22 protein-coding genes and 4 tRNA genes are annotated in these 26,990 nt (G+C 56.2%); 20 read left to right on the top strand and 6 right to left on the bottom strand.

What is annotated here, in order from left to right; genetic code table 11:
* Positions 1-5 precede the first annotated feature (5 nt).
* Positions 6-200 (top strand): DUF2905 domain-containing protein, encoded by a 195-nt coding sequence (locus CFter6_RS02795; RefSeq protein ID WP_061538657.1) that lies wholly within the window; start codon positions 6-8, stop codon positions 198-200.
* Here the strand turns inward: CFter6_RS02795 and arsC are convergent.
* Genes arsC through kefF form a run of 3 tightly spaced genes read right to left on the bottom strand, consistent with a single transcriptional unit; the run spans position 197 to position 2,987 of the window.
* Positions 197-553, bottom strand: coding sequence for an arsenate reductase (glutaredoxin) (arsC, locus tag CFter6_RS02800; RefSeq protein WP_061538658.1), 357 nt, complete (start codon positions 551-553; stop codon positions 197-199). The genes CFter6_RS02795 and arsC overlap by 4 nt on opposite strands.
* The gene (gene kefC, locus CFter6_RS02805; RefSeq protein ID WP_061538659.1) at positions 550-2,394 is read right to left on the bottom strand and encodes a glutathione-regulated potassium-efflux system protein KefC; all 1,845 of its coding nucleotides are present in this window, start codon (positions 2,392-2,394) and stop codon (positions 550-552) included. Before kefC ends, arsC begins: the two co-directional genes overlap by 4 nt.
* Before the next feature lie 5 nt (positions 2,395-2,399).
* On the bottom strand, positions 2,400-2,987 hold the full coding sequence (gene kefF / locus CFter6_RS02810) for a glutathione-regulated potassium-efflux system oxidoreductase KefF (RefSeq protein ID WP_150118610.1): 588 nt from the start codon (positions 2,985-2,987) through the stop codon (positions 2,400-2,402).
* A 207-nt stretch (positions 2,988-3,194) separates the two neighbouring features.
* Here kefF and CFter6_RS02815 point away from each other — a divergent pair, with 207 nt between their 5' ends.
* From CFter6_RS02815 to rpoC, 14 genes are all read left to right on the top strand, one after another.
* Positions 3,195-4,238 carry a gamma-glutamyl-gamma-aminobutyrate hydrolase family protein gene (locus CFter6_RS02815; protein ID WP_061538661.1) on the top strand — a complete coding sequence of 348 codons (1,044 nt, stop codon included), beginning with the start codon at positions 3,195-3,197 and terminating at the stop codon, positions 4,236-4,238.
* Between the two features lie 170 nt (positions 4,239-4,408).
* Positions 4,409-4,494, top strand: a tRNA-Tyr gene (locus tag CFter6_RS02820).
* 59 nt (positions 4,495-4,553) lie between these two features.
* A tRNA-Gly gene (locus CFter6_RS02825) sits at positions 4,554-4,627 on the top strand.
* 67 nt (positions 4,628-4,694) lie between these two features.
* Positions 4,695-4,769, top strand: a tRNA-Thr gene (locus tag CFter6_RS02830).
* Positions 4,770-4,932: 163 nt separating this feature from the next.
* The gene (gene tuf / locus CFter6_RS02835; protein WP_014004379.1) at positions 4,933-6,129 is read left to right on the top strand and encodes an elongation factor Tu; all 1,197 of its coding nucleotides are present in this window, start codon (positions 4,933-4,935) and stop codon (positions 6,127-6,129) included.
* A 126-nt stretch (positions 6,130-6,255) separates the two neighbouring features.
* Positions 6,256-6,331, top strand: a tRNA-Trp gene (locus CFter6_RS02840).
* Between the two features lie 36 nt (positions 6,332-6,367).
* Entirely contained in the window at positions 6,368-6,751 is a 384-nt protein-coding gene (secE, locus tag CFter6_RS02845; protein WP_014004380.1) for a preprotein translocase subunit SecE, read from the top strand.
* On the top strand, positions 6,751-7,350 hold the full coding sequence (nusG, locus tag CFter6_RS02850) for a transcription termination/antitermination protein NusG (RefSeq protein ID WP_014004381.1): 600 nt from the start codon (positions 6,751-6,753) through the stop codon (positions 7,348-7,350). The genes secE and nusG overlap by 1 nt, the downstream gene beginning before the upstream one ends.
* Before the next feature lie 155 nt (positions 7,351-7,505).
* A complete protein-coding gene (gene rplK / locus CFter6_RS02855; RefSeq protein ID WP_014004382.1) occupies positions 7,506-7,937 on the top strand; it encodes a 50S ribosomal protein L11 in 432 nt (143 codons plus the stop codon).
* Entirely contained in the window at positions 7,937-8,632 is a 696-nt protein-coding gene (rplA, locus tag CFter6_RS02860) for a 50S ribosomal protein L1 (RefSeq protein ID WP_061538662.1), read from the top strand. The genes rplK and rplA overlap by 1 nt, the downstream gene beginning before the upstream one ends.
* 386 nt (positions 8,633-9,018) lie before the next feature.
* Positions 9,019-9,516 carry a 50S ribosomal protein L10 gene (gene rplJ, locus CFter6_RS02865; RefSeq protein ID WP_061538663.1) on the top strand — a complete coding sequence of 166 codons (498 nt, stop codon included), beginning with the start codon at positions 9,019-9,021 and terminating at the stop codon, positions 9,514-9,516.
* 127 nt (positions 9,517-9,643) lie between these two features.
* Positions 9,644-10,018, top strand: coding sequence for a 50S ribosomal protein L7/L12 (gene rplL / locus CFter6_RS02870; RefSeq protein WP_014004385.1), 375 nt, complete (start codon positions 9,644-9,646; stop codon positions 10,016-10,018).
* A 269-nt stretch (positions 10,019-10,287) separates the two neighbouring features.
* Entirely contained in the window at positions 10,288-14,394 is a 4,107-nt protein-coding gene (gene rpoB, locus CFter6_RS02875; RefSeq protein ID WP_014004386.1) for a DNA-directed RNA polymerase subunit beta, read from the top strand.
* A gap of 200 nt (positions 14,395-14,594) precedes the next feature.
* Positions 14,595-18,830 carry a DNA-directed RNA polymerase subunit beta' gene (rpoC, locus tag CFter6_RS02880; RefSeq protein WP_014004387.1) on the top strand — a complete coding sequence of 1,412 codons (4,236 nt, stop codon included), beginning with the start codon at positions 14,595-14,597 and terminating at the stop codon, positions 18,828-18,830.
* A 124-nt stretch (positions 18,831-18,954) separates the two neighbouring features.
* Here rpoC and CFter6_RS02885 read toward each other — a convergent pair whose 3' ends face one another.
* The 3 genes from CFter6_RS02885 to CFter6_RS02895 form a co-directional block, all read right to left on the bottom strand.
* A complete protein-coding gene (locus CFter6_RS02885) occupies positions 18,955-19,227 on the bottom strand; it encodes a type II toxin-antitoxin system YafQ family toxin (RefSeq protein WP_061538664.1) in 273 nt (90 codons plus the stop codon).
* Positions 19,227-19,469 (bottom strand): antitoxin of toxin-antitoxin stability system, encoded by a 243-nt coding sequence (locus tag CFter6_RS02890; RefSeq protein ID WP_205631436.1) that lies wholly within the window; start codon positions 19,467-19,469, stop codon positions 19,227-19,229. The genes CFter6_RS02885 and CFter6_RS02890 overlap by 1 nt, the downstream gene beginning before the upstream one ends.
* 213 nt (positions 19,470-19,682) lie before the next feature.
* Complete coding sequence (locus CFter6_RS02895; protein ID WP_061542187.1) at positions 19,683-21,485, bottom strand: phosphoethanolamine transferase; 1,803 nt, start codon at positions 21,483-21,485, stop codon at positions 19,683-19,685.
* 418 nt (positions 21,486-21,903) lie between these two features.
* Here CFter6_RS02895 and rpsL point away from each other — a divergent pair, with 418 nt between their 5' ends.
* From rpsL to rpsJ, 5 genes are all read left to right on the top strand, one after another.
* Positions 21,904-22,287, top strand: a complete 384-nt coding sequence (gene rpsL, locus CFter6_RS02900; protein ID WP_014004389.1) for a 30S ribosomal protein S12 — start codon at positions 21,904-21,906, stop codon at positions 22,285-22,287.
* Positions 22,288-22,425: 138 nt separating this feature from the next.
* The gene (gene rpsG, locus CFter6_RS02905; RefSeq protein ID WP_061538666.1) at positions 22,426-22,896 is read left to right on the top strand and encodes a 30S ribosomal protein S7; all 471 of its coding nucleotides are present in this window, start codon (positions 22,426-22,428) and stop codon (positions 22,894-22,896) included.
* A gap of 125 nt (positions 22,897-23,021) precedes the next feature.
* Positions 23,022-25,127 (top strand): elongation factor G, encoded by a 2,106-nt coding sequence (gene fusA, locus CFter6_RS02910; RefSeq protein ID WP_061538667.1) that lies wholly within the window; start codon positions 23,022-23,024, stop codon positions 25,125-25,127.
* Between the two features lie 93 nt (positions 25,128-25,220).
* Entirely contained in the window at positions 25,221-26,417 is a 1,197-nt protein-coding gene (gene tuf, locus CFter6_RS02915) for an elongation factor Tu (RefSeq protein WP_014004379.1), read from the top strand.
* A 103-nt stretch (positions 26,418-26,520) separates the two neighbouring features.
* On the top strand, positions 26,521-26,838 hold the full coding sequence (gene rpsJ, locus CFter6_RS02920) for a 30S ribosomal protein S10 (protein ID WP_014004392.1): 318 nt from the start codon (positions 26,521-26,523) through the stop codon (positions 26,836-26,838).
* Positions 26,839-26,990: the final 152 nt, after the last annotated feature.

The following is a 26,990-nucleotide window of genomic DNA, read 5'->3' on the forward strand; positions in this document are numbered from 1 at the left end:
GCCGCATGATCCGCTGGATGCTGGTGATTTTTGTCGCCGTCATCGTGTTTTCCAGCGCCTTGCCCTGGCTGGAGAAGCTTGGACTCGGCCGCTTGCCTGGCGACCTGCGGTTTACCCTGTTCGGCAGGAAATTCTCGCTGCCGTTTGCCTCCACCATCCTGCTGTCGACGGTGCTGTTCCTGGTTGTGCGGCTGCTCTAGGTGTCCATCAGGTCGTTGAACAGCTGCGGCGGCCGTGCGATCACCGAACGTTCCTGGTAAGTCACGACCGGCCGTTGCAGCAGTTTCGGATGGGCGGCGAGCGCTTGCAGCAATGTGGTGTCGTCGGCCTGGGCCAGGTTGAGCTCGGCGTATTCCGCTTCATTGTCGCGCACCATGGCGCTGACCGGGCCGCCCAGCTGCTTGTGCAGGGTTTTCAGCTGCGCCAGGGTCAGCGGCGTTTTCTGGTAATCGACGACTTCCAGCTTGAGCTGGTGCTCGCTGCTGTATTGCTCGGCGAGCGCCAGCGCCTCACGCGATTTCGAACAGCGCGGGTTGTGATAGATGGTGATCATGTCGGCTCCTGTGTAGTTTCATCCAACGGCAATACCTCATCATCCCAGCCGCTGGCGGGCATGTCTTCGCGCAAGATGCGGTCGTGCGCAAACATTTCTTCCAGTTCCTCGCGCGCTTTCTTGGCGATCGAGACGATTTCCTGCTGGTTTTTCTGGTGCGGATACATATCGTGCAGGGTTTGCAGGTTGTGGGCGCGGAATTTCATCGCCGCCTGGCGCGCCCGGTAAGCGCCGAAACCCATGGTGCGCAGCGCCTGCCGTCCGAGCTGCAGCGCCGATTCGAAAGTTTCGCGTTCGATCACGGTCACGCCCAGGTCCATCAGGTCGAAATAGTGGGTAACGTTGCGCGCCCGGGCGATGATCGGCAGGTCGGGAAAGACGTGGCGCACTGCCGCCACCAGTTTCAGGCTGCCTTCGATGTCGTCCAGCGCTACCACCAGCAAACGCGCCTTGGCGATGCCGGCGGCGTGCATCAGGTCCATGCGGGTGGCGTCGCCGTAGAACACCTTGAAGCCGAATTTGCGCAGCAGGTCGATCTGGTCGGGATCGTGGTCGAGCACGGTCAGGCCGATCTTGTTGGCGTGCAGCAGGCGGCCGATGATCTGGCCGAAGCGGCCGAAGCCGGCGATGATGACCGGGTTTTCATTGTCGTCGATGTCATCGTCGGGGCGTTTCTGCGCATTCAGGAAATACGGCGCTATGACTTTGTCGTACATCACCAGCAGCAGCGGCGTGGTCACCATCGACAGCGCCACCACCACTACCAGGATAGACGAGGTTTCCTGAGAAAACACGCGTGCGGCGGCGGCGGCGCCGAACACCACGAAGGCGAATTCACCGCCCTGCGACAGCAAGGCCGCAAACAGGAATTGCTGGGCGCGGGCGATCTGGAATACTTTGCTGAGCAGGTACAGTACGGTCAGCTTGATCGCCAGGAAACCGGCCACCAGGCCGAGAATCAGCCACGGCTGGCTGAGCAGCAGGCCAAAGTCGACCGACATGCCGACGGCGATGAAGAACAGTCCGAGCAGCAAGCCCTTGAACGGCTCCAGGTCGGTTTCCAGCGCATGCCGGTATTCCGAATCGGCCAGCAGCACGCCGGCCAGGAAGCTGCCCAATGCCATCGACATGCCTACCGATTCCATCAGCAGGCCGATGGCGATCACCAGCAGCAGCGCAAAGGCAGTGAAGATTTCACGCAGTCCGGTGCGGGCGATCATGCGCATCAACGGCCGCACCAGGTAACGGCCGCCGACGATCAGGGTGGCGATCACCGCCACCACCTTCAGGCCGCCGATCCAGCCTTCGCCGCTGCCGTGGGCGGCGGCGACGCCGAGCAAGGGCACGATCGCGATCATGGGAATGGCGGCGATGTCCTGGAACAGCAGGATGGCAAAACCGGCGCGACCGGCAGGCGTGCTGTTGATCTTGCGTTCGTTGATGGTGGCCAGGGCGATCGCGGTGGACGACAGCGACATGCCGAGCGCGGCGATCAGCGCGGTTTTCCAGTCGACCCCGGCAGCCACGGCGGCGCCGAACAGCGCCAGCGAAACCGTCGCCACCTGCGCCGTGCCCCAGCCGAAAATCGAGCGCCGCAGCGACCACAGGCGCTTCGGTTCGAGTTCGAGGCCGATCATGAACAGCAGCAGCACCACCCCGAACTCGGAGAAATGCAGGATGTCTTCGACATTGTCGATCAGGCGCAAGCCCCAGGGACCGATCGCCATGCCGGCCAGCAGGTAGCCCAGCACCGCGCCCAGGCCCAGGCGCTTGGCGATCGGCACTGCGGCCACTGCCGCCGCCAGGTAAATCAAGCCGTTGAATAAGAGATTCTGTTCCATGATGTTTAGCTGCCTGTGAGCGGTATCGGGGTGTCGGTTGCCAGCAATTCCGGCCAGTTCGGATAGTTCGCCAGGCGCTTGCGGTAGGCCTCGATGTGTGCGGCCAGGGTTTGCTGGTTGACCTGGTGCGCGCCGAACAGCAGGTGCGGCTGCAGCCAGCGCATGCCGCACAGCTGCGCGGTTTGCTGGTAGGGCGGCAAGAAGGCCGAGAACGGGAACAGGTTGTGGCCTTCCGCCTGGTAAGAGCGGACCGAGCCGCCGGTGGTGGCGACCAGCCAGAAATCCTTGCCGCGCAAGGCTTCGCCGCCGGGGCCATAGGCCCAGCCGGGGGTAAGGACGGAATCGACCCATTGTTTCAGCAGCGCCGGCATGCTGTACCACTGGACCGGGTGCTGGAATACGATCAGGTCGGCCTGTTCTACCAGCGCCTGTTCGCGCCGCACCGAGATATGGAAATCCGGATACAGCTCATACAGGTCGTGTACCTGCACATTGGGCACTTTGGCGGCAACCTGCGCCAGGCGGCGGTTGACGCGCGAATGGTGCGGCGTCGGATGCGCATACAGGATCAGGATTTGCGGTGATTTGTTCATGGTGAGCGGGATACGTTTAGGCAAAATGGTAAAAATGGGTAACTCAAGATGAACTGATATGGAAAACCATGCTCACATAGGAATCAAGTCTATACTTTGGCGAGCCGGTTTGATCAAGATCCGGCCCTAGGGCACTATTTTTGCTTGCAGCGAACATGCTAGCAGCACTTTCCCAAAAATTTCTATTTCTGACAATTTCCAACAAATATGTCCGACTCCCAATCAAACGATCCCGTCCCTCCTGTGCCTGATAAGGCCGCCGAGGCCAAACCTGTTACTCCTGAATCCGCCGCCGAGCCAGCCAAGGCAGAACCCCAGGCCGAAGCCAAGCCTGCGGCGGCCAGCGCTCCGCCCAGGGCGGCCGATCCGGTCAACGACGACAGCGCGCCCTGGCCGCAAACCTGGAAGCTGATCGCCGCCCGTTTCCGCGCGCTGTCGGACAAGGCCGGCCGGCGCATGATGCAGCGGACCCTGAAGATCGGCATTTCAGCGCGGATTTTCCATCCGGAAGAAGGCGCCAAAGGCTTGCGCGGGCGCACCCTGCAATATCTGGAAGAGTCGATCGCGCAGTGGGTCATGTCGCGCAATGTGCTGGTGTTCATGATTCCTACCGTCAACACCAACGGCCTGGTCCATCCCAGCTCGATCCGGCTGCGCGACTATGCCAAGCACCTGGACGGCCTGGTGCTGCAGGGCGGCGCCGACGTCTCGCCGCAGAGCTACGCGCAAGCGGCGACCCGGCCGGAATGGGGCGGCGACCGCGTGCGCGACATGTACGAGCTGGAGCTGCTGCATGAATTCATCGAAGCGGGCAAGCCGGTGCTGGGCATCTGCCGCGGCTGCCAGCTGATCAATGTTGCCTTTGGCGGCACCTTGTACCAAGACATCGCAACCGATGTCCCGACCTCGATCAAGCACGTGAACGACGAATACGACCGCCTGCACCATGCTATCCAGTTTCCGCAAGGTTCCTCATTGGCAACATTGTTCAATAGCCATGGCGGCGAGCAAAACGAGTGGGTGGTCAACTCCATCCATCACCAGGCGGTGCGCGACCTGGGGCGGGACCTGACGGTAGAGGCGATTTCCGGCAGCGATAATATCGTTGAGGCAATACGTTACCGCAAGGCAGCTTTTGTCATGGGTTTGCAGTGGCATCCGGAATTCCACCGCGCCGGCGGCCCGCAATTGCTCGATTGCACGCCAATTCTCGACGGCTTTCTAAGAGCTGCACGCGAGACGCGTTTCTGATATTATCTCGCCCCTTGGCCGGTGAAGCGTTTTTTGCGCTTTTTCCCGATTCCGGCCAGGCCCGGCGGCGATCCGACCGGGAAACTGAAAAAACTAAGAAATATTTAGAAGAAATCAGTTTCCATGGTTGACACTCCAAGGGTGCTTTACTATAATCTGGGGTTCCCTGCGGAGAGGTGGCCGAGTGGTTAATGGCAGCAGACTGTAAATCTGCCCTCTTACGAGTACGCTGGTTCGAATCCAGCCCTCTCCACCATTTTGGGAAGCAGTAAAAAGTATAAAAATTGTAGCGGTGAAGTGAAAATTCGGTAATTTGCGGGTGTAGCTCAATGGTAGAGCTGAAGCCTTCCAAGCTTATGACGAGGGTTCGATTCCCTTCACCCGCTCCAGCAGTTTTGCAAGTATTGCAGGTAAATAAGTTGGGCGTGTTGTAGTCAGAAGCACGCGTACGGCATAGCCCTTGTAGCTCAGTGGTAGAGCACTCCCTTGGTAAGGGAGAGGCCACGTGTTCGATCCACGTCAAGGGCACCAGAATTAGTTTGTTGCTGGTGTCCGCATAGGGCGCCGCAAGCGCAGTAAAGCTGAATATCAAGTTTCTGATTCACAAGTTTCTGATTCGATGCTTGTCGAATTCAATCTGTAAGACGGTCGGGCGCGGGCCTGGACATTCTCATCAAATCTTTAGGAGTCTAAGATGGCAAAAGGCAAGTTTGAGCGGACCAAGCCGCACGTCAACGTTGGCACTATCGGCCACGTCGACCACGGCAAGACCACGCTGACAGCAGCGATCGCGACAGTATTGTCGAAGAAATTTGGCGGCGAAGCCAAAGCGTACGATCAGATTGACGCAGCGCCAGAAGAAAAAGCGCGCGGCATCACGATCAACACTGCACACGTTGAATACGAAACTGCAAACCGCCACTACGCCCACGTTGACTGCCCAGGCCATGCTGACTATGTGAAAAACATGATCACCGGCGCGGCACAGATGGACGGTGCGATCCTGGTGTGTTCGGCAGCTGACGGCCCAATGCCACAGACCCGTGAACACATCCTGTTGTCGCGTCAAGTTGGCGTGCCATACATCATCGTGTTCCTGAACAAAGCGGACATGGTCGACGACGAAGAGTTGCTCGAGCTGGTTGAAATGGAAGTGCGCGAGCTGTTGACCAAGTATGATTTCCCAGGCGACGACCTGCCAATCATCAAGGGTTCGGCCAAGCTGGCCTTGGAAGGTGACACTGGCCCATTGGGCGAGCAAGCGATCATGGCTCTGGCTGAAGCGCTGGACACTTACATCCCGACACCGGAACGTGCTGTTGACGGCGCCTTCCTGCTGCCAGTGGAAGACGTGTTCTCGATCTCCGGCCGCGGTACTGTGGTGACCGGCCGTATCGAGCGCGGTATCGTCAAGGTTGGCGAAGCCCTGCAAATCATCGGTATCCGTGACACTCAAGATACAACTTGTACTGGCGTTGAAATGTTCCGCAAGCTGCTGGACCAAGGTCAAGCCGGCGACAACGTTGGTGTGTTGCTGCGCGGTACCAAGCGTGAAGACGTAGAGCGGGGCCAAGTGTTGGCCAAGCCGAACTCGATCAAGCCGCACAAGCATTTCACTGGCGAGATCTATGTTCTGTCGAAAGACGAAGGCGGCCGCCATACACCGTTCTTCAACAACTATCGTCCACAGTTCTACTTCCGTACTACGGACGTGACTGGTTCGATCGAGTTGCCAAAGGACAAAGAAATGGTCATGCCAGGCGATAACGTGTCGATCACAGTAATGCTGATCAACCCGATCGCGATGGAAGAAGGTCTGCGTTTCGCGATCCGCGAAGGTGGCCGTACTGTTGGTGCAGGTGTCGTTGCCAAGATCCTGCCTGACGCGTAATAGCAAAAAGTTGTAATCGCCGCGACCCGGGAAATTCCCGTCTCGCGGCGTTGATGTCTGAATGGTATGCATGCTTGTGAGAAATGAGCTGCTGGCCAAGCCGTCCAGATAAAGTGTTTTAAGCGTAGGGGTGTAGCTCAATTGGCAGAGCGCCGGTCTCCAAAACCGGAGGTTGGGGGTTCGATGCCCTCCGCCCCTGCCACCGATTCAGGTGTAGGGTACTGAAAGTAAACCGCGTATGTCTAACCACCCTGTGCAAACTGTCGGCGAATCCGGCAGCAAGCTCAAAGTAATATTGGCAGTTTTGGCTGTCGTCGCCGGCGTTGTCGGCTTTTATTTTTTGTCGGGCCAGTCTGGTCTGGTGCGCGCTGGCGCCCTGGTTGCCGGTTTGGTGGTGGCAATCGCCTTCGCCTGGACATCGACGCAAGGCCGTGAATTCCTCGGTTTCGCCAAAGAAGCCGTGCGTGAGACAAAAAAAGTTGTCTGGCCGACCCGCAAGGAAGCGATGCAGATCACTGCCATCGTTTTTGCATTTGTGCTGGTAATGGCGATTTTCCTGTGGGGCATCGATAAGCTCCTCGAGGTTTTGTTATACGACGTGATTTTGGGCTGGAAACAATAATGAGCGATAGCACACAAGACGACGCGCAAGGGACGCCGGCAGCAGCAACGCCTTCGGCGGCTGCGGGCAAAAAGCGCTGGTATGTGGTGCATGCTTATTCCGGTATGGAAAAGAGCGTGCAGCGCGCGCTGACCGAGCGGATCGACCGCGCTGGGATGCAGGAACAGTTCGGCCAGATCCTGGTGCCGACTGAAGAAGTGATTGAAGTCAAGAATGGCCAGAAAGCCGTTACCGAACGTCGTTTCTTCCCGGGTTATGTCCTGGTCGAGATGGAAATGACCGACGAAACCTGGCATCTGGTAAAGAACACGAACAAGGTAACCGGTTTCATCGGCGGCAAGTCGAACAAGCCTACCCCGATTCCGCAGCATGAAGTCGACAAGATCATGCAGCAGATGCAGGACGGCATCGAGAAGCCACGGCCTAAGGTCTTGTATGAAGTCGGCGAGCTGGTGCGCATCAAGGAAGGTGCTTTCACCGACTTCAACGGCAACGTGGAAGAAGTGAACTACGAAAAATCGCGCGTGCGCGTGACGGTCACCATCTTCGGCCGCGCCACGCCGGTTGAGCTGGAATTCGACAAGGTCGAAAAAGTATAAGCAGGGTCTGCGCGGAATTCAGCCAGGCAGGAAAGTATTTTTAAGCGCCGTTCGGAGCGTCATGAGGAACCTCATGGAATCCGGAGCAGTAAGAGGAGCCCTATTAGGTTGCAAGATCGAACAGGCGCTAATACTCACAACACTTAGGAGCCATCATGGCAAAGAAAATCATTGGTTTTATCAAGCTGCAAGTGCCAGCTGGTAAAGCAAACCCATCCCCACCAATTGGTCCAGCATTGGGTCAGCGCGGTCTGAACATCATGGAATTCTGTAAGGCATTCAATGCCCAGACCCAAGGTGTTGAGCCAGGTCTGCCGATTCCGGTCGTGATCACAGCGTTCGCCGACAAGTCCTTCACTTTCGTGATGAAGACTCCTCCGGCAACAATCCTGATCAAGAAAGCTGCCGGCATCACCAAGGGTTCGGCAACGCCGCATACCACTAAAGTCGGTTCGATCACCCGCAAGCAAGCGGAAGAAATCGCAACTTTGAAGAAGCCCGATCTGACTGGTGCTGATCTGGAAGCCGGCGTTCGTACAATCGCTGGTTCGGCTCGTTCGATGGGCATCACGGTGGAGGGTCTGTAATGGCTAAGTTAACTAAGCGCGCAAAAGCGATCCAATCTAAAGTTGATCGCATCAAGGCATATCCATTCGACAGCGCTGTTGCGCTGATCAAGGAATGCGCTACTGCAAAATTCAATGAATCGATCGACGTATCCGTCCAGCTGGGCGTTGATGCAAAGAAATCGGACCAAGTGGTCCGCGGTTCCGTCGTGCTGCCAGCCGGCACCGGCAAGACCGTTCGCGTTGCAGTATTTGCTTCCGGCGAAAAAGCCGAACAAGCTAAAGCTGCCGGCGCCGACATCGTTGGCATGGAAGACCTGGCTGAGCAGATCAAAGCCGGCAACATGCCTTTCGACATCGTGATCGCATCGCCAGATACCATGCGTATCGTTGGTACCCTGGGCCAGATCCTGGGACCACGCGGCCTGATGCCGAATCCGAAAGTTGGCACCGTGACTGCTGACGTTGCAACTGCCGTCAAGAACGCAAAAGCCGGTCAAGTGCAATACCGTACCGACAAAGCCGGTATCGTTCACGCAACCATCGGTCGTAAATCGTTTAGCGATGCAGAACTGAAGTCCAACTTGTTGGCACTGATCGATGCATTGAGCAAAGCAAAGCCAGCCACCAGCAAGGGTGTATACCTGCGCAAGATCTCCTTGTCTTCGACAATGGGTGCCGGCGTTCGTGTCGATCAAACGACACTGGCTGCGTAAGTTTAGTTTTAGTATTGCGGGACAGAGTTAAGCGTAGCGGTACTCTGTCCTCAAGTGATTAAGAATAAAGTCCTGGCTGCGCATTGCGCAATCAGGCGAATCTTTGGGCTGGACCTGTATTGGCAGTAACGATGCAGGTCCAGGCAATCAAAGACCGTTGGGCGGCGTGCATGCAGGTAGTGCACAAAGTTAAACACCAGGTGAGCGATCAGCTGGCACCCAACGCAGATGGTGTACCCGAACAAGTTTTGTAGTCTCATCGCTGCGTGTTAATAATCATGCGCTAGTTCTGAACTCCTAACTTCGGACGCCGTGTTCGAACCGATGTGAGGTAAGCAGCCATTTGCGGTTGTGTAATATCCGAGCATCATTTTTGGAGGTTGATCTTGAGTCTCAATCTGAATGACAAAAAGGCCGTAGTCGCCGAAGTCTCTGCAAAAGTTGCAAATGCACAGACTATCGTCGTGGCCGAATATCGTGGCATCCAGGTTGGTCACTTGACCCAACTGCGCGCTAATGCGCGTACCCAGGGTGTGTACTTGCGTGTATTGAAAAATACACTGGCACGTCGCGCCGTTGAAGGTACCGCGTTTGCCGACCTCGCCAAAGACATGACCGGCCCGTTGATCTATTCGATCTCCGAGGATGCCGTTGCTGCTGCAAAAGTCATCAACGACTTTGCAAAAACCAACGACAAACTGGTAGTCAAGGCAGGTAACTTCGCTGGCAAGTCGCTTGATAAAGCGGCTGTGCAAGCGTTGGCAAACATTCCAAGCCGTGAAGTTCTGCTGGCCCAAGTTGTGGGCATGATGCAGATGCCGATCGCTGGATTTGTGCGTGGTTTGGCTGCTCTGGCAGCAAAGAAAGAAGCCGAAGCTGCTTAATTGCAGTTTCATGGCGCTTTCTTGGCGTTAAAACCAATCAGATGTTATTACTGTAATAAACAATTGTTTTGTGGGAAAGAGTTAAGCGAAGCTGTACTCTGTCCCCAACATATTAGGAGTATTTCACATGGCTTTTGATAAAGATGCATTCCTGACCCAGATCGATGGTCTGACTGTTATGGAATTGAATGACCTGGTTAAGGCATTCGAAGAGAAGTTCGGCGTTTCCGCAGCTGCTGTTGCAGTTGCCGGCGGCGCAGGCGGCGGCGCAGCTGCGGCAGTTGAAGAGCAAACCGAGTTCACCGTTATTCTGAAGTCTTTCGGTGCGAACAAGGTTGGCGTAATTAAGGCAGTTCGCGAAATCACCGGCCTGGGCTTGAAAGAAGCTAAAGACCTGGTTGACGGCGCACCGAAGCCACTTAAAGAAGGCGTTTCGAAAGCCGACGCTGAAGCAGCAGCCAAGAAATTGGTTGAAGCCGGCGCAGAAGCTGAAATCAAGTAATTTCAGCTTTTTAGAGCGCATTTATTGCGCTGGAGTCAAAGTGCAGAACTCTCGAAAAAGAGGGTTCGGCTTTGGCTCCTTTGTCGTTTTTGATTTTGTTTAGCGCTTGTTGTTTTATTAAGCGTCCGTTGCCATCAAGCTCGAAGGGCTGAGACTTGAGGAATTGTTGGTTCAGACAGTGTAGCCAGACTATTAGTTTTGTCTAGTTTCATTGAAAGATCCAGCGAATCCTGAATTCTCTATCCTTCCTGTCACTCACGGAGTGTTCAATGCACTACTCATTTACTGAGAAGAAGCGTATTCGTAAATCTTTTGCGAAACGCGCTAACGTTCACCACGTTCCGTTCCTGCTGGCGACCCAGCTCGAGTCGTATCTTGGCTTTTTGCAAGCAGACAAAGTACCGTCTCAACGTAAGAACGAGGGCCTGCAATCGGCTTTCACTTCTATTTTCCCTATCGTTTCGCACAATGGTTTTGCGCGTCTCGAGTTCTTGTCCTACGTGCTCGGCGATCCGCCGTTCGACGTCAAGGAATGCCAACAGCGCGGATTGACGTTCGCGTCGCCGTTGCGCGCCAAGGTGCGCCTGGTGATCCTGGACAAGGAATCGCCGACCAAGCCTGTGGTCAAGGAAATGAAGGAACAGGAAGTCTACATGGGCGAATTGCCGCTCATGACGACTACCGGTTCGTTCGTGATCAACGGCACCGAGCGCGTTATCGTGTCGCAGCTGCATCGTTCGCCAGGCGTGTTCTTTGAACATGACCGCGGCAAGACGCACTCGTCCGGCAAACTGCTGTTCTCGGCACGTATCATTCCCTACCGCGGTTCCTGGCTCGACTTCGAGTTCGACCCGAAAGACATCCTGTTCTTCCGCGTCGACCGCCGCCGCAAGATGCCTGTCACGATCCTGCTGAAAGCGATCGGCATGTCGGTCGAGCAGATCCTGGCCAACTTCTTCGTGTTCGACAACTTTGCGTTGCGTAACGAAGGCGCCGAGATGGAATTCGTCGCAGAACGCCTGCGCGGCGAAGTCGCACGTTTCGACATCACCGACAAATCGGGCAAGGTCCTGGTCGCTAAAGACAAGCGCATCAACTCCAAGCACGTGCGCGACGTTGAAGCTGCCGGCATCAAACAGATCTCGGTACCGGAAGACTACCTGCTGGGCCGCGTCCTGGCGCGCAACATCGTTGACGGCGACACCGGCGAAGTAGTGGCCAACGCCAACGACGAGCTGACCGAAGAATTGCTGGCCAAGCTGCGTGAAGCTGACATCAGCGACATCCAGACCCTGTACACCAACGACCTGGACCAAGGCAGCTACATTTCGCAGACCCTGCGCAGCGATGACACCAACGACCAGATGGCCGCTCGTGTCGCGATCTACCGCATGATGCGTCCAGGCGAACCGCCAACCGAAGACTCGGTTGAAGCGCTGTTCAACGGCCTGTTCTACAACGCTGACCGTTACGATTTGTCGGCTGTCGGCCGCATGAAGTTCAACCGCCGCATCGGCCGCGATGAACTGACTGGCGCCATGACGCTGTCGAACGAAGACGTGCTGGCCGTGATCAAGATCCTGGTGGAATTGCGTAACGGCCGCGGCGAAGTGGACGATATCGATCACCTGGGTAACCGTCGCGTGCGTTGCGTCGGCGAACTGGCTGAGAACCAGTTCCGCGCCGGCCTGGTGCGGGTTGAGCGTGCAGTCAAGGAACGCCTCGGCCAAGCCGAAGCGGACAACCTGATGCCGCATGACCTGATCAATTCCAAGCCGATTTCGGCCGCGATCCGTGAATTCTTCGGTTCGTCGCAGTTGTCGCAGTTTATGGACCAGACCAATCCGCTGTCGGAAATCACCCACAAGCGCCGTGTATCGGCACTTGGACCTGGCGGTCTGACCCGCGAGCGCGCTGGCTTTGAAGTGCGCGACGTGCATCCGACCCACTATGGCCGCGTGTGCCCGATCGAAACACCGGAAGGCCCGAACATCGGCCTGATCAACTCGCTGGCTTTGTATGCTCGCCTGAACGAATACGGTTTCCTCGAGACCCCGTACCGCAAGGTTGAAGACAGCAAGGTTACCGACCAGATCGATTATCTGTCGGCAATTGAAGAAGGCCGCTACATCATCGCCCAGGCGAATGCGACCATCGACAAGTCCCTGAAACTGTCGGATGAACTGGTGTCTGCGCGTGAAGCAGGCGAAACCATCCTGGTGTCGCCAGAACGCGTCCAGTACATGGACGTGGCGCCAGGCCAGGTGGTTTCGGTAGCGGCATCGCTGATCCCGTTCCTCGAACACGATGACGCGAACCGCGCATTGATGGGCGCCAACATGCAGCGTCAGGCAGTTCCTTGCCTGCGCCCAGAGAAGGCACTCGTCGGTACCGGTATCGAACGCACCGTGGCAGTTGACTCGGGTACTACCGTGCAAGCGCTGCGTGGCGGTATCGTCGATTATGTCGATGCAGGCCGTGTCGTTATTCGCGTGAATGACGAAGAAGCGACTGCCGGCGAAGTCGGTGTCGATATCTACAACCTGATCAAGTACACACGTTCGAACCAGAACACCAACATCAACCAGCGGCCAATCGTGCAAGTTGGCGACCGCGTCGCCAAGCACGACGTGATCGCCGATGGCGCATCGACTGACCTGGGCGAACTGGCCCTGGGTCAGAACATGCTGGTGGCGTTCATGCCATGGAACGGCTACAACTTCGAAGATTCGATCCTGATCTCCGAAAAAGTCGTGGCTGACGATCGCTACACTTCGATTCATATCGAAGAGTTGTCGGTAGTGGCACGCGACACCAAGCTGGGCGCTGAAGAAATCACCCGTGACATCTCCAACCTGGCCGAAAACCAGCTGGCGCGTCTGGATGAATCGGGCATCGTCTACATCGGTGCTGAAGTCGAAGCCGGCGATACGCTGGTCGGTAAGGTGACGCCTAAGGGTGAAACCCAGCTGACGCCAGAAGAAAAGCTGCTGCGCGCAATCTTCGGTGAAAAAGCATCTGACGTGAAAGACACCTCGCTGCGCGTGCCTTCGGGCATGGTCGGCACGGTGATCGACGTGCAAGTGTTTACCCGCGAAGGCATCCAGCGCGACAAGCGCGCACAGCAGATCATCGACGATGAACTGCAGCGCTATCGCCTGGACCTGAACGACCAGCTGCGTATCGTTGAAGGCGATGCCTTCGAACGTCTGGAACGCATGTTGATCGGCAAGGTTGTCAACGGCGGTCCGAAGAAGCTGGCCAAGGGCAGCAAGCTGACCAAGGAATACCTGGCAGACCTGGACAAATACCACTGGTTCGATATCCGCCCGGCGGATGACGATGCAGCGGTAGCGCTGGAAGCGATCAAGGAATCGATCGCCGAGAAGCGCCACCAGTTCGACCTGGCATTCGAAGAAAAGCGCAAGAAGCTGACCCAGGGCGACGAGCTGCAGCCTGGCGTGCAAAAGATGGTCAAGGTTTACCTGGCCGTCAAGCGCCGCCTGCAACCTGGCGACAAGATGGCCGGCCGCCACGGTAACAAGGGTGTGGTTTCGCGCATCCTGCCGATCGAAGACATGCCGCACATGGCCGACGGTACACCGGCAGACATCGTGCTGAACCCGCTGGGCGTGCCATCGCGGATGAACATCGGTCAGGTTCTGGAAGTCCATCTGGGCTGGGCAGCCAAGGGTCTGGGCCTGCGTATCGGCGAAATGCTGAAGGCGCAAACCAAGATCGCGGAACTGCGCAAGTTCCTGACGACTATCTACAATGAATCCGGTAAATCGGAAGACCTGGATAGCCTGACGGACGACGAGATCCTGCACCTGGCCAGCAACCTGAAAGCCGGCGTGCCGTTCGCGACGCCAGTGTTCGACGGTGCGCACGAAGATGAAATCCGCCGCATGCTGGACCTGGCATATCCGGACGCCATCGCCAAGCAGCTGGGCATGACGCCTTCGAAGAACCAGGTAACCATGTATGACGGCCGTACCGGTGAAGCTTTCGAGCGCAGCGTTACTGTCGGCTACATGCACTACCTGAAACTGCACCATCTGGTCGACGACAAGATGCATGCACGTTCCACCGGTCCTTACTCGCTGGTTACACAGCAGCCACTGGGCGGTAAAGCGCAGTTCGGCGGCCAGCGTTTCGGTGAGATGGAAGTCTGGGCATTGGAAGCTTACGGTGCGTCGTACGTGCTGCAGGAAATGCTGACAGTGAAGTCGGATGACGTCAACGGCCGTACCAAGGTGTATGAAAACCTGGTCAAGGGTGACCATGTGATCGATGCAGGGATGCCGGAATCCTTCAACGTGTTGTTGAAAGAAATCCGCTCGCTGGGTATTGATATGGATCTTGACCGCGAATAAGCGGTCAAGATCAACCGTCCACAATTGTGGGACAGAGTTTAAGAGGCGCCGAAGGGCGACGAATTACTCTGTCCCCAACTGACTAGACCGTGAGATCGAGCCAGACCGGACCGCAGCGATGCAAAGGATGTGGGGTGCCAATTTCCCCCACGCAGCAATAGTAAAGAATCTTAGTTTCTTCACGCCAACTGGAGTGATACATGAAAGCACTGCTCGATTTATTCAAGCAAGTTCAGCAAAACGAAACGTTCGACTCGATCAAGATCGGTCTGGCGTCGCCTGAAAAAATTCGTTCGTGGTCTTATGGCGAAGTAAAAAAGCCTGAAACCATCAACTACCGTACCTTCAAGCCAGAGCGCGACGGTCTGTTCTGCGCCAAGATTTTTGGCCCGATCAAAGACTACGAATGCCTCTGCGGCAAGTACAAGCGTCTGAAGCACCGCGGTGTCATCTGCGAAAAGTGCGGCGTCGAAGTCACGCTGGCCAAGGTGCGCCGTGAGCGCATGGGCCATATCGAACTGGCTTCGCCGACTGCGCATATCTGGTTCCTGAAATCGCTGCCGTCGCGTCTGGGCATGGTCCTCGACATGACCCTGCGGGATATCGAACGCGTATTGTATTTTGAAGCCTACGTCATCACCGATCCAGGCATGACGCCGCTGAAGCGTTGCCAGATCATGTCGGAAGACGACTACGCCGCCAAGTACGAAGAATACGGCGACGATTTCACCGCATTCATGGGCGCCGAAGGCATCCGTGAGTTGCTGCGCGCGATCGATATCGACCGTGACGCGGAAACCCTGCGTCAGGAATTGAAAGAGTCGAAGTCCGAAGCCAAGATCAAGAAATACGCCAAGCGCCTGAAGGTGCTGGAAGCGTTCCAGCGTTCGGGCATCAAGCCTGACTGGATGATCATGGAAGTGCTGCCGGTGCTGCCGCCTGAGTTGCGTCCGCTGGTGCCGCTGGATGGCGGCCGTTTCGCCACCTCCGACCTGAACGACCTGTATCGCCGTGTCATCAACCGTAACAACCGCCTGAAGCGCCTGATGGAATTGCGCGCTCCGGAAATCATCACTCGCAACGAAAAGCGGATGCTGCAGGAAGCGGTCGACTCGCTGCTGGACAACGGCCGTCGCGGCAAGGCAATGACTGGCGCCAACAAGCGTCCGCTGAAATCCCTGGCAGAAATGATCAAGGGCAAGGGCGGCCGTTTCCGTCAGAACTTGCTGGGTAAGCGCGTCGACTATTCCGGCCGTTCGGTTATCGTGGTGGGTCCACAGCTGAAACTGCATCAATGCGGCTTGCCGAAACTGATGGCGCTGGAATTGTTCAAGCCATTCATTTTCCACAAGCTGGAAGTGATGGGCATCGCCAGCACGATCAAGGCAGCCAAGAAGGAAGTTGAAAACCAGACTTCGGTGGTGTGGGACATCCTGGAAGACGTGATCCGTGAACATCCGGTCATGTTGAACCGTGCGCCTACATTGCACCGTCTGGGTATCCAGGCGTTTGAGCCGGTCCTGATCGAAGGCAAGGCAATCCAATTGCACCCGCTGGTCTGCGCCGCATTCAACGCCGACTTTGACGGCGACCAAATGGCGGTCCACGTGCCACTGTCGATCGAAGCACAGATGGAAGCACGCACTTTGATGCTGGCTTCCAACAACATCCTGTTCCCGTCGAACGGCGAACCGTCGATCGTACCGTCGCAGGATATCGTGCTGGGTCTGTACTACGCCACCCGTGAGCAAATCAACGGTAAGGGCGAGGGCATGATGTTCCCTGACGTGTCGGAAGCCATCCGTGCTTACGACAACAAGGAAGTCGAGCTGACTACCCGCGTTACCGTGCGTATTACCGAGTATCCGAAGGATCCGGTCACAGGTGAGTTCGTCAAGACCATCAAGCGTTACGAAACGACTGTCGGCCGCGCGATCCTGTCGGAAATCCTGCCTAAGGGCCTGCCATTCACCGTGCTGAACCGTGCGTTGAAGAAGAAGGAAATCTCGAAGCTGATCAACACGGCATTCCGTAAGTGCGGCCTGCGCGCTACGGTGGTGTTTGCCGACCAGCTGATGCAGTCCGGTTTCCGCCTGGCGACCCGTGCCGGCATCTCGATCTGCGTGGATGACATGCTGGTACCGCCACAAAAGGCAACCATCATCGCTACCGCGGAACAAGAAGTGAAACAGATCGAACAGCAGTACTCGTCCGGTCTGGTGACTGCCGGCGAACGCTACAACAAGGTTGTGGACATCTGGGGCAAGGCCGGCGACGACGTCGGCAAGGCCATGATGGAACAGCTGAAGGTAGAAGACGTGGTTCGCCGCGACGGCACCAAGGGTACGCAAGAATCGTTCAATGCGATTTACATGATGGCCGACTCCGGTGCGCGCGGTTCCGCAGCACAGATTCGTCAGCTGGCCGGTATGCGTGGCCTGATGGCGAAACCGGATGGTTCGATTATCGAAACGCCGATCACCGCGAACTTCCGCGAAGGTCTGAACGTTTTGCAGTACTTTATTTCGACCCACGGTGCACGTAAAGGTCTGGCCGATACTGCGTTGAAGACTGCGAACTCGGGTTACCTGACACGTCGTCTGGTTGACGTGACCCAGGATCTGGTCGTGATCGAAGACGATTGCGGCACTTCCAACGGCGCCTCGATGAAGGCGATGGTTGAAGGCGGTGAAGTTATCGAAGCGCTGCGCGACCGTATCCTCGGCCGTGTTGCTGCCAACGACATCGTCAATCCGGAAACCCAAGGCACGTTGTACGAAGCCGGTACGTTGCTGGACGAAGATGCAGTTGAAGAAATCGAACGCCTGGGCATCGATGAAGTCAAGGTCCGTACTCCGCTGACATGTGACACACGCTACGGCCTGTGCGCGCAATGTTACGGTCGCGACCTGGGTCGCGGCTCGCTGGTCAACAACGGTGAAGCAGTCGGTGTGGTTGCTGCGCAGTCGATCGGTGAACCTGGTACCCAGCTGACCATGCGTACCTTCCACATCGGTGGTGCGGCATCGCGTTCGGCAGTGGCATCGAGTGTTGAAGCCAAGTCCAACGGTACGGTCCGCTTCACGGCGACCATGCGTTACGTGACTAACGGCAAGGGCGAGCTGATCGTGATTTCCCGTTCCGGTGAAGTCCTGATCACTGACGACCATGGCCGTGAGCGCGAGCGTCATAAAGTACCTTACGGCGCCACCCTGATCGTCAAGGATGGCTTGACCATCAAGGCCGGTACGGCATTGGCGACATGGGATCCGTTGACTCGTCCGATCATTACCGAGTACACCGGTACGGTCCGTTTCGAGAACGTCGAAGAAGGTTCTACCGTTGCCCGTCAGATCGATGAAGTTACCGGTCTGTCGACATTGGTGGTTATCGATGCGAAGCGTCGCGGTTCGGTTACCAAAACTGTTCGTCCGCAGGTCAAGCTATTGAACGAGCAAGGCGAAGAAGTCAAGATCGCCGGTACCGAACACGCTGTGACGATCGGCTTCCAGGTCGGCGCGCTGATTACCGTGAAAGACGGTCAGCAAGTGCACGTTGGTGAAGTGTTGGCGCGTATCCCGACTGAATCGCAAAAGACTCGCGATATTACCGGTGGTCTGCCACGCGTTGCCGAGCTGTTCGAAGCGCGTTCGCCGAAAGATGCTGGCATGCTGGCTGAAGTCACAGGTACTGTGGCCTTCGGTAAGGAAACCAAGGGTAAGCAACGTCTGGAAATCACAGACATGGACGGCAACAAGCACGAGTTCCTGATCACCAAGGACAAGCAAGTGCTGGTGCATGACGGCCAGGTCGTGAACAAGGGCGAAATGATTGTCGACGGCCCAGCCGATCCGCAAGACATCCTGCGCCTGTTGGGTATCGAAGCGCTGGCGCGCTACATCGTCGACGAAGTCCAGGACGTGTACCGCTTGCAAGGCGTGAAGATCAACGACAAGCACATCGAAGTGATTGTGCGCCAGATGTTGCGCCGCGTTCAGATCGTTGATGCCGGCGATGCGTCTTACATTACTGGCGAGCAGGTCGAGCGTTCGGAACTGCTGGACGAAAACGACCGCGTGATTGCAGCGGGCAAGATTCCTGCAACCTACGAAAACGTGTTGCTGGGTATTACCAAGGCATCGCTGTCGACCGATTCGTTCATCTCGGCCGCATCGTTCCAGGAAACCACCCGGGTGTTGACCGAAGCCGCAATCATGGGCAAGAAAGACACCCTGCGCGGCCTGAAGGAAAACGTCATCGTCGGCCGTCTGATTCCAGCCGGCACCGGTCTCGCGTTCCACCGTGCACGCAAGGAAAAAGACAGCTGGGAAGCGGAAGAGCGCACAGCGCTGTTGCAATCCGAGCAGGCTGCACGCCTGGCGGCTGCCGAAGCACGGGCAGCTGAGGAGCTGGGTGCGCAGGGCGGCGAAGCTTAATCCTTTCATCGGATTAGCAAGCAAAACGGCAGTGGATGAGAAATCATCCACTGCCGTTTTTATTTATAGTTGGAGAAAGCCGTCTTGTTTGGGTTAGCTCAAAGACTGTTCTTAAATTGATGTCTTATTTTCCGAAAAGATCGGCGTGTGTACCGGTGCGCTCGAGATGTACCTTCTTTTCGTCAGCGGTATAAATCAGGAGCCAGTCGGCTTCTAAGTGGAGATCGCGGCTGGGTTTCCATTCCCCTTTTAGCGGGTGATCGCCAAACTCAGCTGGTAATACTGCGCCTGTCAACAACAGCTTGATGACATGGCGGAGTTTGCGCATATCCTTACCCCGTTTTTCGGCCAGCTTTACGTCGCGTTTGAATTGTCCGGTAAAGCTTGCCAGGCGCATTAAATATCTAATTGTTTGAACAGGTCGGACGCGCTAGACGCCTGGAATACGTCTTCACCTTGGCGCCCTTTGCGTATCGTTTCTGCTGTCAGCGCATTGGGCGTCTCGTTGTTGGCTATGTAAAGGCGCATCAGATCGCGAATGATCTGTGCAGCCGGGCGATGGCGGCCGGCTGCCACAGCCATGAATTGGTCGCGTAGTTCCTGCTCCATTTTTATAGACATTTGCACTTCCTTGCCCACGTAAAACTCCTCAGGTCCCTTTTGAATATCGTTATTATAAGATATTCAAAGGATACCTAAAGAATGCTCAAAAGATATGCTTTGGATGGCTTGTTTATTCCACAGATATTAAAGTCATTCTGCTGGGGCCATATTGATATGGCGTAAATTTAGCCCAAAACTTATGCAATTAACGGGCAACGGATTGAACTGCTTAGCCAAGTAAGTGCTTGCTTAGTCACGCTGCTGTCGCAGCGGCTTGCCGTTGTCGATCACTTCCCTGCAGTCGCCCTTGAAGGTGGAGTTGTCGTAATCGCTCCAGCCATAACTGTCGACATAACGTTTGTGGGGGCGCAGCTTGCTGCTCAGGAAACTCCATTCCAGGCGTTCATCCGGATAGCGTATGTCGGCCAGGTCGAGCAGAGAATGGAACACGTTCTCCGTGGTCATCCGGGTGCGCCTATGGCGCAACAGCTGTTCCACCTTGTCCGGGTAGGCTTGCTTGTACAAATCGGAATACCACATCATGGCCGGTATATGGAATTCGAACTGGGTGTTGTGGCCGTGGAAGGCGATCTTGCAACTGCCGTCGTACAGCGTCTGGCCGTGGTCGGAGAAATACATCATGGCGCTCAGCTGCTTCGAATCCCTGAGGTTATCGATCACCTGCGACAGGAACCAGTCCACATACAGCACTGAATTGTCGTAGCTGTTGCTCAGGGCCGGCTTGTTCGCCAGGTTGGTGTAGGCCGGATGTTCGACCCCGAACAGCGAGGGCTGCCATTTGTCGAATGGCTGGGGGTAGCGGTGGCTGTAGTTCCAGTGGTTGCCCAGGGTGTGCAGCACGATCAGCTTCTTGGGCGCCGGATCGCGCATGGCCTTTTGCAGCTGCGGCAGCAGGATGGCGTCCAGGTTCGAGGTGTCGGTGAAACCGCCGAGGTTGAGGAATTGCACCACGTCGGCCTCGTTGGCGAATACCGATACAGGCGTATCGAATTTGCCGTACGACATCTGGTTCGAGATCCAGTAAGTCTTGAAGCCGGCTTCCTTGTAGCCGGTAATGAAGGATTTTTCGGCAAAACCGGCTTTCAGGCTTTCCGTCGCCGGCTTGCGCGACACGATGACCGGCACCGACAGCCGGGTTGCCGAGACCGAAGTGATGACATCGGTAAAGCTGACCAGGTTGCTTTCCTTGCTGAGCAAGGGATTGGTATCACGTTGATAACCATTCAGGCTCCAGCGGTCGTAGCGCGACGATTCGCCGATCACCATCACCACGATTTGCGGCGTGTTTTGCTGGCTGGCCTGGTGCGCGCCGAAGTGGAACTGGCTGTTCTTGTGCTCCAGGTCGTCCAGGTATTCCCGTTCTTTCCAGAAATCGTAGCCGCGTACTGCCAGCCCGAAGGGCCAGGTGCGGCTGACCGGTTCCGCTTCCAGCGGCGTGGCCGCCCATCTGGGCAGCTTGCCGAGGTGCATGCCCTGGCTATCCGGTACCGGCAGGGAGGTCGCCTTGCTGCTGGCGACAGCCGCGGACGCCGCCTGGATGCCGATTTCCTGGCCGTACAGCCAAACGCACAGGCCGATAGCGAGCACTGACCAACCAAACCAGCGGGAAGGTCCTTCCAGATCCAGGTCGCGGGTGCGGCTGGCCGCCAGCCAACTGAGCGCCCACCACAGCACCACCAGGGCCAGGATCAGCGCCAGCCACCAGATCTTGTTTCCCAGGAACTCCATCGCTTCGCCGGGGCTGGTCTCGGCGATGATGCCGAGATGGTGGGTGGAAATGCCCTGGCCGTAAAACTTGCGCAGGTAGATTTCGGTCGGCAGGGCCAGGAAGGCGGGGATCAGCAGCCAGTGAAACCAGGCGGGGCGCTTGAAAATCGACCAGATCACCAGCCAGAGCCCGATTTCGGTGAGGATGATGCGCAGCGGATGATCTATCGTCTGGCCGAACAGCAGGGGCACGAAGGGGACCAGGGACAGCGCCAGGTAGGTAACCAGTACGAACAGATTGTTGCGGCGAAACAAGGCGGGCATCATCGTGGAGAAAAATAGTCGAATCCCATTATCCCGCAAAGCCGCCGCCGGTAACCGCGCCGCATCAGATAAACACTGCTTTGCCGGCAGCGTCGGCTTGTAAAAAAGACAACGGTCTCAGCCGCTCTGGAGAAGCGCGGCGATCTGTTGTGTTTACGGGGCAGGCATCTGAGACTGCGGTTGACTGCAAGGCATCATGAGGATATACTCGCGGGTTCTCGATTGTAGGCTCTATGGGCCGAACGTTCTTTGGTCTGCTTCCGCTTCCCATGGCGCGTTTCTCCTCTACTGCCGAATCGAATTGTGCGCAGGGTTTTGTATGAATCGTATGATTCCTGGCGCAAGTATCTGTCCAATCCCGGACAACCGATTTCGGGATTGTTGTTATTAACGTCGTAATTTTGTTGGATATATAACGATGCCAACCATCAATCAATTGATTCGCCAGCCGCGCGTTTCTGCGGTCGTAAAGAGCAAATCACCAGCGCTGGAAAACAGCCCGCAAAAACGCGGCGTTTGCACCCGCGTTTATACGACAACTCCAAAGAAGCCTAACTCGGCTCTGCGTAAAGTTGCCAAAGTTCGCCTGACCAACGGTTTCGAAGTCATTTCGTACATCGGCGGTGAAGGCCATAACCTGCAAGAACATAGTGTCGTGCTGTTGCGCGGCGGCCGTGTAAAAGACTTGCCGGGTGTGCGTTACCACATGGTTCGCGGTGCACTGGATACCCAGGGCGTCAAGGATCGTAAGCAAGCACGTTCGAAGTACGGTGCAAAGCGTGCCAAGGCTGCAAAGAAATAATAGTTTTCGCCAGGCGTAAGCCGAACGAAACAAGTGTCGGCTCCGGATGAGCCGAGTAAGTGGGTGGCTATGATGGCTGTCCGCGAGCGTGCAGATACAAAAGATCTGTCGCTCAACTGAAGATTGAAAGGAATTGAAATGCCACGTCGTCGTGAAGTTCCCAAGCGGGAGATTCTGCCGGATCCGAAATTCGGTAATGTTGATGTTGCGAAATTCGTCAACGTCCTGATGTTGTCCGGTAAGAAATCGGTCGCAGAAAACATCATTTACGGTGCCTTCGAGCACATCCAGACCAAATCCGGCAAAGATCCGCTGGAAGTGTTTGCACTTGCCATCGGCAACTGCAAGCCGCTGGTTGAAGTGAAGTCGCGTCGCGTTGGTGGTGCAAACTACCAGGTGCCAGTTGAAGTTCGTCCTGTCCGTCGTATGGCTTTGTCGATGCGTTGGTTGCGTGAAGCAGCTAACAAGCGCAGCGAAAAATCGATGCCGCAACGTCTGGGTGGCGAATTGCTGGAAGCCGCAGAAGGTCGCGGCGGCGCAATGAAAAAGCGTGACGAAGTTCACCGTATGGCAGAAGCGAACAAGGCGTTCTCGCACTTCCGCTTCTAATAGACTGGACAGCCGCCTCCCTGAATCGAGACGTCTGTCCGCATCTGAAATTTGTTCGAGCCGAGCGCATATTTTTATCAAAAATGGCGCTCGGTTTCGTGCATTAAAAGACTTAGGAATAAATCATGGCTCGCAAGACCCCCATTGAGCGCTATCGCAATATCGGTATCTCCGCTCACATCGATGCAGGTAAAACCACGACTACAGAACGCGTTCTGTTTTATACCGGTGTGAATCACAAAATCGGTGAAGTCCATGATGGCGCCGCCACCATGGACTGGATGGAACAAGAGCAAGAGCGCGGCATCACCATTACTTCCGCTGCTACGACCTGCTTCTGGAAGGGTATGGCGGGTAATTTCGCTGAGCACCACATCAACATCATCGACACCCCGGGCCACGTTGACTTCACGATTGAAGTCGAGCGCTCGATGCGTGTTCTGGATGGCGCCTGCATGGTTTACTGTGCGGTCGGCGGCGTGCAGCCACAGTCGGAAACAGTTTGGCGCCAAGCTAACAAGTACAAGGTTCCACGTCTGGCGTTCGTCAACAAGATGGACCGCACCGGCGCGAACTTCTTCAAGGTTTTCGAGCAGATGCGTGCTCGCCTGAAGGCCAACCCTGTGCCAATGCAAGTGCCTATCGGCGCCGAAGACAAGTTTGAAGGCGTGATCGACCTGGTCAAGATGAAGGCTATCTACTGGGACGACGCTACCCAAGGCATGAAGTTCGACTACCGTGAGATTCCTGCCGAGCTGGCTGCAGAAGCTGCCAAATGGCGTGAAAACATGGTTGAAGCCGCTGCTGAAGCATCGGAAGAACTGATGAACAAGTACCTGGAAGAAGGCGACCTGACCGAAGCCGAAATCAAGGCTGCGATCCGTCAACGTACCCTGGCCAGCGAAATCGTGCCGATGATGTGCGGTACTGCGTTCAAGAACAAGGGCGTGCAAGCCATGCTGGACGGCGTGATCGAGTACCTGCCGTCGCCGCTGGACATTCCGCCGGTACCGGGCCTGGACGAAGATGATGAGCCGATCTCGCGTAAGCCGGAAGACGGCGAAAAGTTCTCCGGCCTGGCGTTCAAGATCGCAACCGATCCGTTCGTTGGCCAGATCTGCTTCATGCGCTGCTACTCGGGCACCTTGAATTCGGGCGACACCGTGTTGAACTCGATCAAGGGCAAGAAAGAGCGTATCGGCCGTATCGTGCAGATGCACGCGAACCAGCGCGAAGAAATCAAGGAAATTCTGGCAGGCGACATCGCTGCGCTGATCGGGATGAAGGATACGACTACCGGCGACACACTGTGCGACGCCAATGCATTCATCATCCTGGAACGCATGATATTCCCTGAGCCGGTGATTTCGCAGGCAGTTGAGCCTAAGACCAAGCAAGACCAGGAAAAAATGGGTCTGGCCTTGAATCGCCTGGCTGCTGAAGATCCATCGTTCCGCGTGCGTACTGACGAAGAATCGGGTCAAACCATCATCGCCGGTATGGGCGAGCTGCATCTGGACATTATCGTCGACCGCATGAAGCGCGAATTCGGCGTTGAAGCGACTGTCGGTAAGCCACAGGTTGCCTACCGCGAAACCATCCGCAAGACTTGCGAAGAAATCGAAGGCAAGTTCGTCAAGCAATCGGGTGGTCGTGGTCAGTACGGTCACGTGGTTCTGAAGATCGAGCCGCAAGAACCAGGCAAGGGTTTTGAGTTCGTTGACGCGATCAAGGGCGGCACCGTTCCACGCGAATACATCCCTGCAGTTGAAAAGGGTGTGCGCGAAACACTGAACACCGGCGTGTTGGCCGGTTACCCGGTGGTTGACGTCAAGGTAACCCTGTTCTTCGGTTCTTACCATGATGTCGACTCGAACGAAAATGCGTTCCGCATGGCCGCTTCGATGGCGTTCAAGGATGGCTGCCGCAAGGCCAGCCCGGTTATTCTGGAGCCGATGATGGCTGTTGAAGTCGAAACTCCGGAAGACTACGCCGGTACCGTGATGGGCGATCTGTCGTCGCGTCGCGGCATGGTGCAAGGCATGGATGAAATCGCAGGCGGTGGCGGCAAGATCATCAAGGCTGAAGTGCCGCTGTCGGAAATGTTCGGTTACTCGACTTCGCTGCGTTCGGCCACTCAAGGCCGCGCAACTTACTCGATGGAATTCAAGCATTACTCCGAAGCGCCGAAGAACGTTATCGATGCAATCGTAACGTCCAAGGCTAAGTAACAGGCAAGCAACCCTTGCCCGCCAAGAGCGGGCAAGGGCTCAAATGTTTCACTCATTGTTTAACGACATCGTTCTTTTTGAAGGAAGAATAAAATGGCAAAAGGTAAATTCGAGCGGACCAAGCCGCACGTCAACGTTGGCACTATCGGCCACGTTGACCACGGCAAGACCACGCTGACAGCAGCGATCGCGACAGTATTGTCGAAGAAATTTGGCGGCGAAGCCAAAGCGTACGATCAGATTGACGCAGCGCCAGAAGAAAAAGCGCGCGGCATCACGATCAACACTGCTCACGTTGAATACGAAACTGCAAACCGCCACTACGCCCACGTTGACTGCCCAGGCCATGCTGACTATGTGAAAAACATGATCACCGGCGCGGCGCAGATGGACGGTGCGATCCTGGTGTGTTCGGCAGCTGACGGCCCAATGCCACAGACCCGTGAACACATCCTGTTGTCGCGTCAAGTTGGCGTGCCATACATCATCGTGTTCCTGAACAAAGCGGACATGGTCGACGACGAAGAGTTGCTCGAGCTGGTTGAAATGGAAGTGCGCGAGCTGTTGACCAAGTATGATTTCCCAGGCGACGACCTGCCAATCATCAAGGGTTCGGCGAAGCTGGCTCTGGAAGGCGACACTGGCCCATTGGGCGAGCAAGCCATCATGGCACTGGCTGAAGCACTGGATACTTACATCCCGACACCGGAACGTGCTGTTGACGGCGCCTTCCTGCTGCCAGTGGAAGACGTGTTCTCGATCTCGGGCCGCGGTACTGTTGTGACCGGTCGTATCGAGCGCGGTATCGTCAAGGTTGGCGAAGCACTGCAAATCATCGGTATCCGTGATACGCAAGATACCACCTGTACTGGCGTTGAAATGTTCCGCAAGCTGCTGGACCAAGGTCAAGCAGGCGACAACGTTGGTGTGTTGCTGCGCGGTACCAAGCGTGAAGACGTAGAGCGGGGCCAGGTATTGGCCAAGCCGAACTCGATCAAGCCGCACAAGCATTTCACAGGCGAGATCTATGTTCTGTCGAAAGACGAAGGCGGCCGCCATACACCGTTCTTCAACAACTATCGTCCACAGTTCTACTTCCGTACAACGGACGTGACTGGTTCGATCGAGTTGCCAAAGGACAAGGAAATGGTCATGCCAGGCGATAACGTGTCGATCACAGTAATGTTGATCAACCCGATCGCGATGGAAGAAGGTCTGCGTTTCGCGATCCGCGAAGGTGGCCGTACTGTTGGTGCAGGTGTCGTTGCCAAGATCCTGCCTGACGCGTAATAGCAACACTGTAGTGCAACAGGCAAGCCGCCTCGGCGGTTTGTCAATGTAACAATATGCCGTGGGTGGCGTTCATCCACGGTTCGTTCTTTAAAGGAAAATCATGTCCGCTGCTAACCAAAAAATCCGTATCCGCCTGAAGGCTTTCGACTACAAGCTGATCGACCAGTCCGCACAGGAAATCGTTGATACAGCCAAGCGCACCGGCGCGGTTGTCAAAGGCCCAGTGCCTCTGCCGACACGTATCCAGCGTTTTGACGTATTGCGTTCGCCGCACGTCAACAAGACATCGCGCGACCAGTTCGAAATCCGCACCCACCAACGCCTGATGGACATCGTTGACCCAACCGACAAGACTGTCGATGCGTTGATGAAGCTGGACCTGCCAGCTGGCGTAGACGTGGAAATCAAGCTGCAGTAATAAATTTGCAACAAGCAATACCAGCGAAATATCAAAGAAATATCATTGTGGGGCAGAATTGCCCGGGCAGGGTTTAAGAGCTACCGAGGGGTGGCGAATTACACTTCCCGTGCAGCTCTGTCCCCAGCTATTTATAGGTGTTTTTCAGGTGT

Source organism: Collimonas fungivorans (genome assembly GCF_001584145.1).
Lineage (GTDB): Bacteria > Pseudomonadota > Gammaproteobacteria > Burkholderiales > Burkholderiaceae_D > Collimonas > Collimonas fungivorans.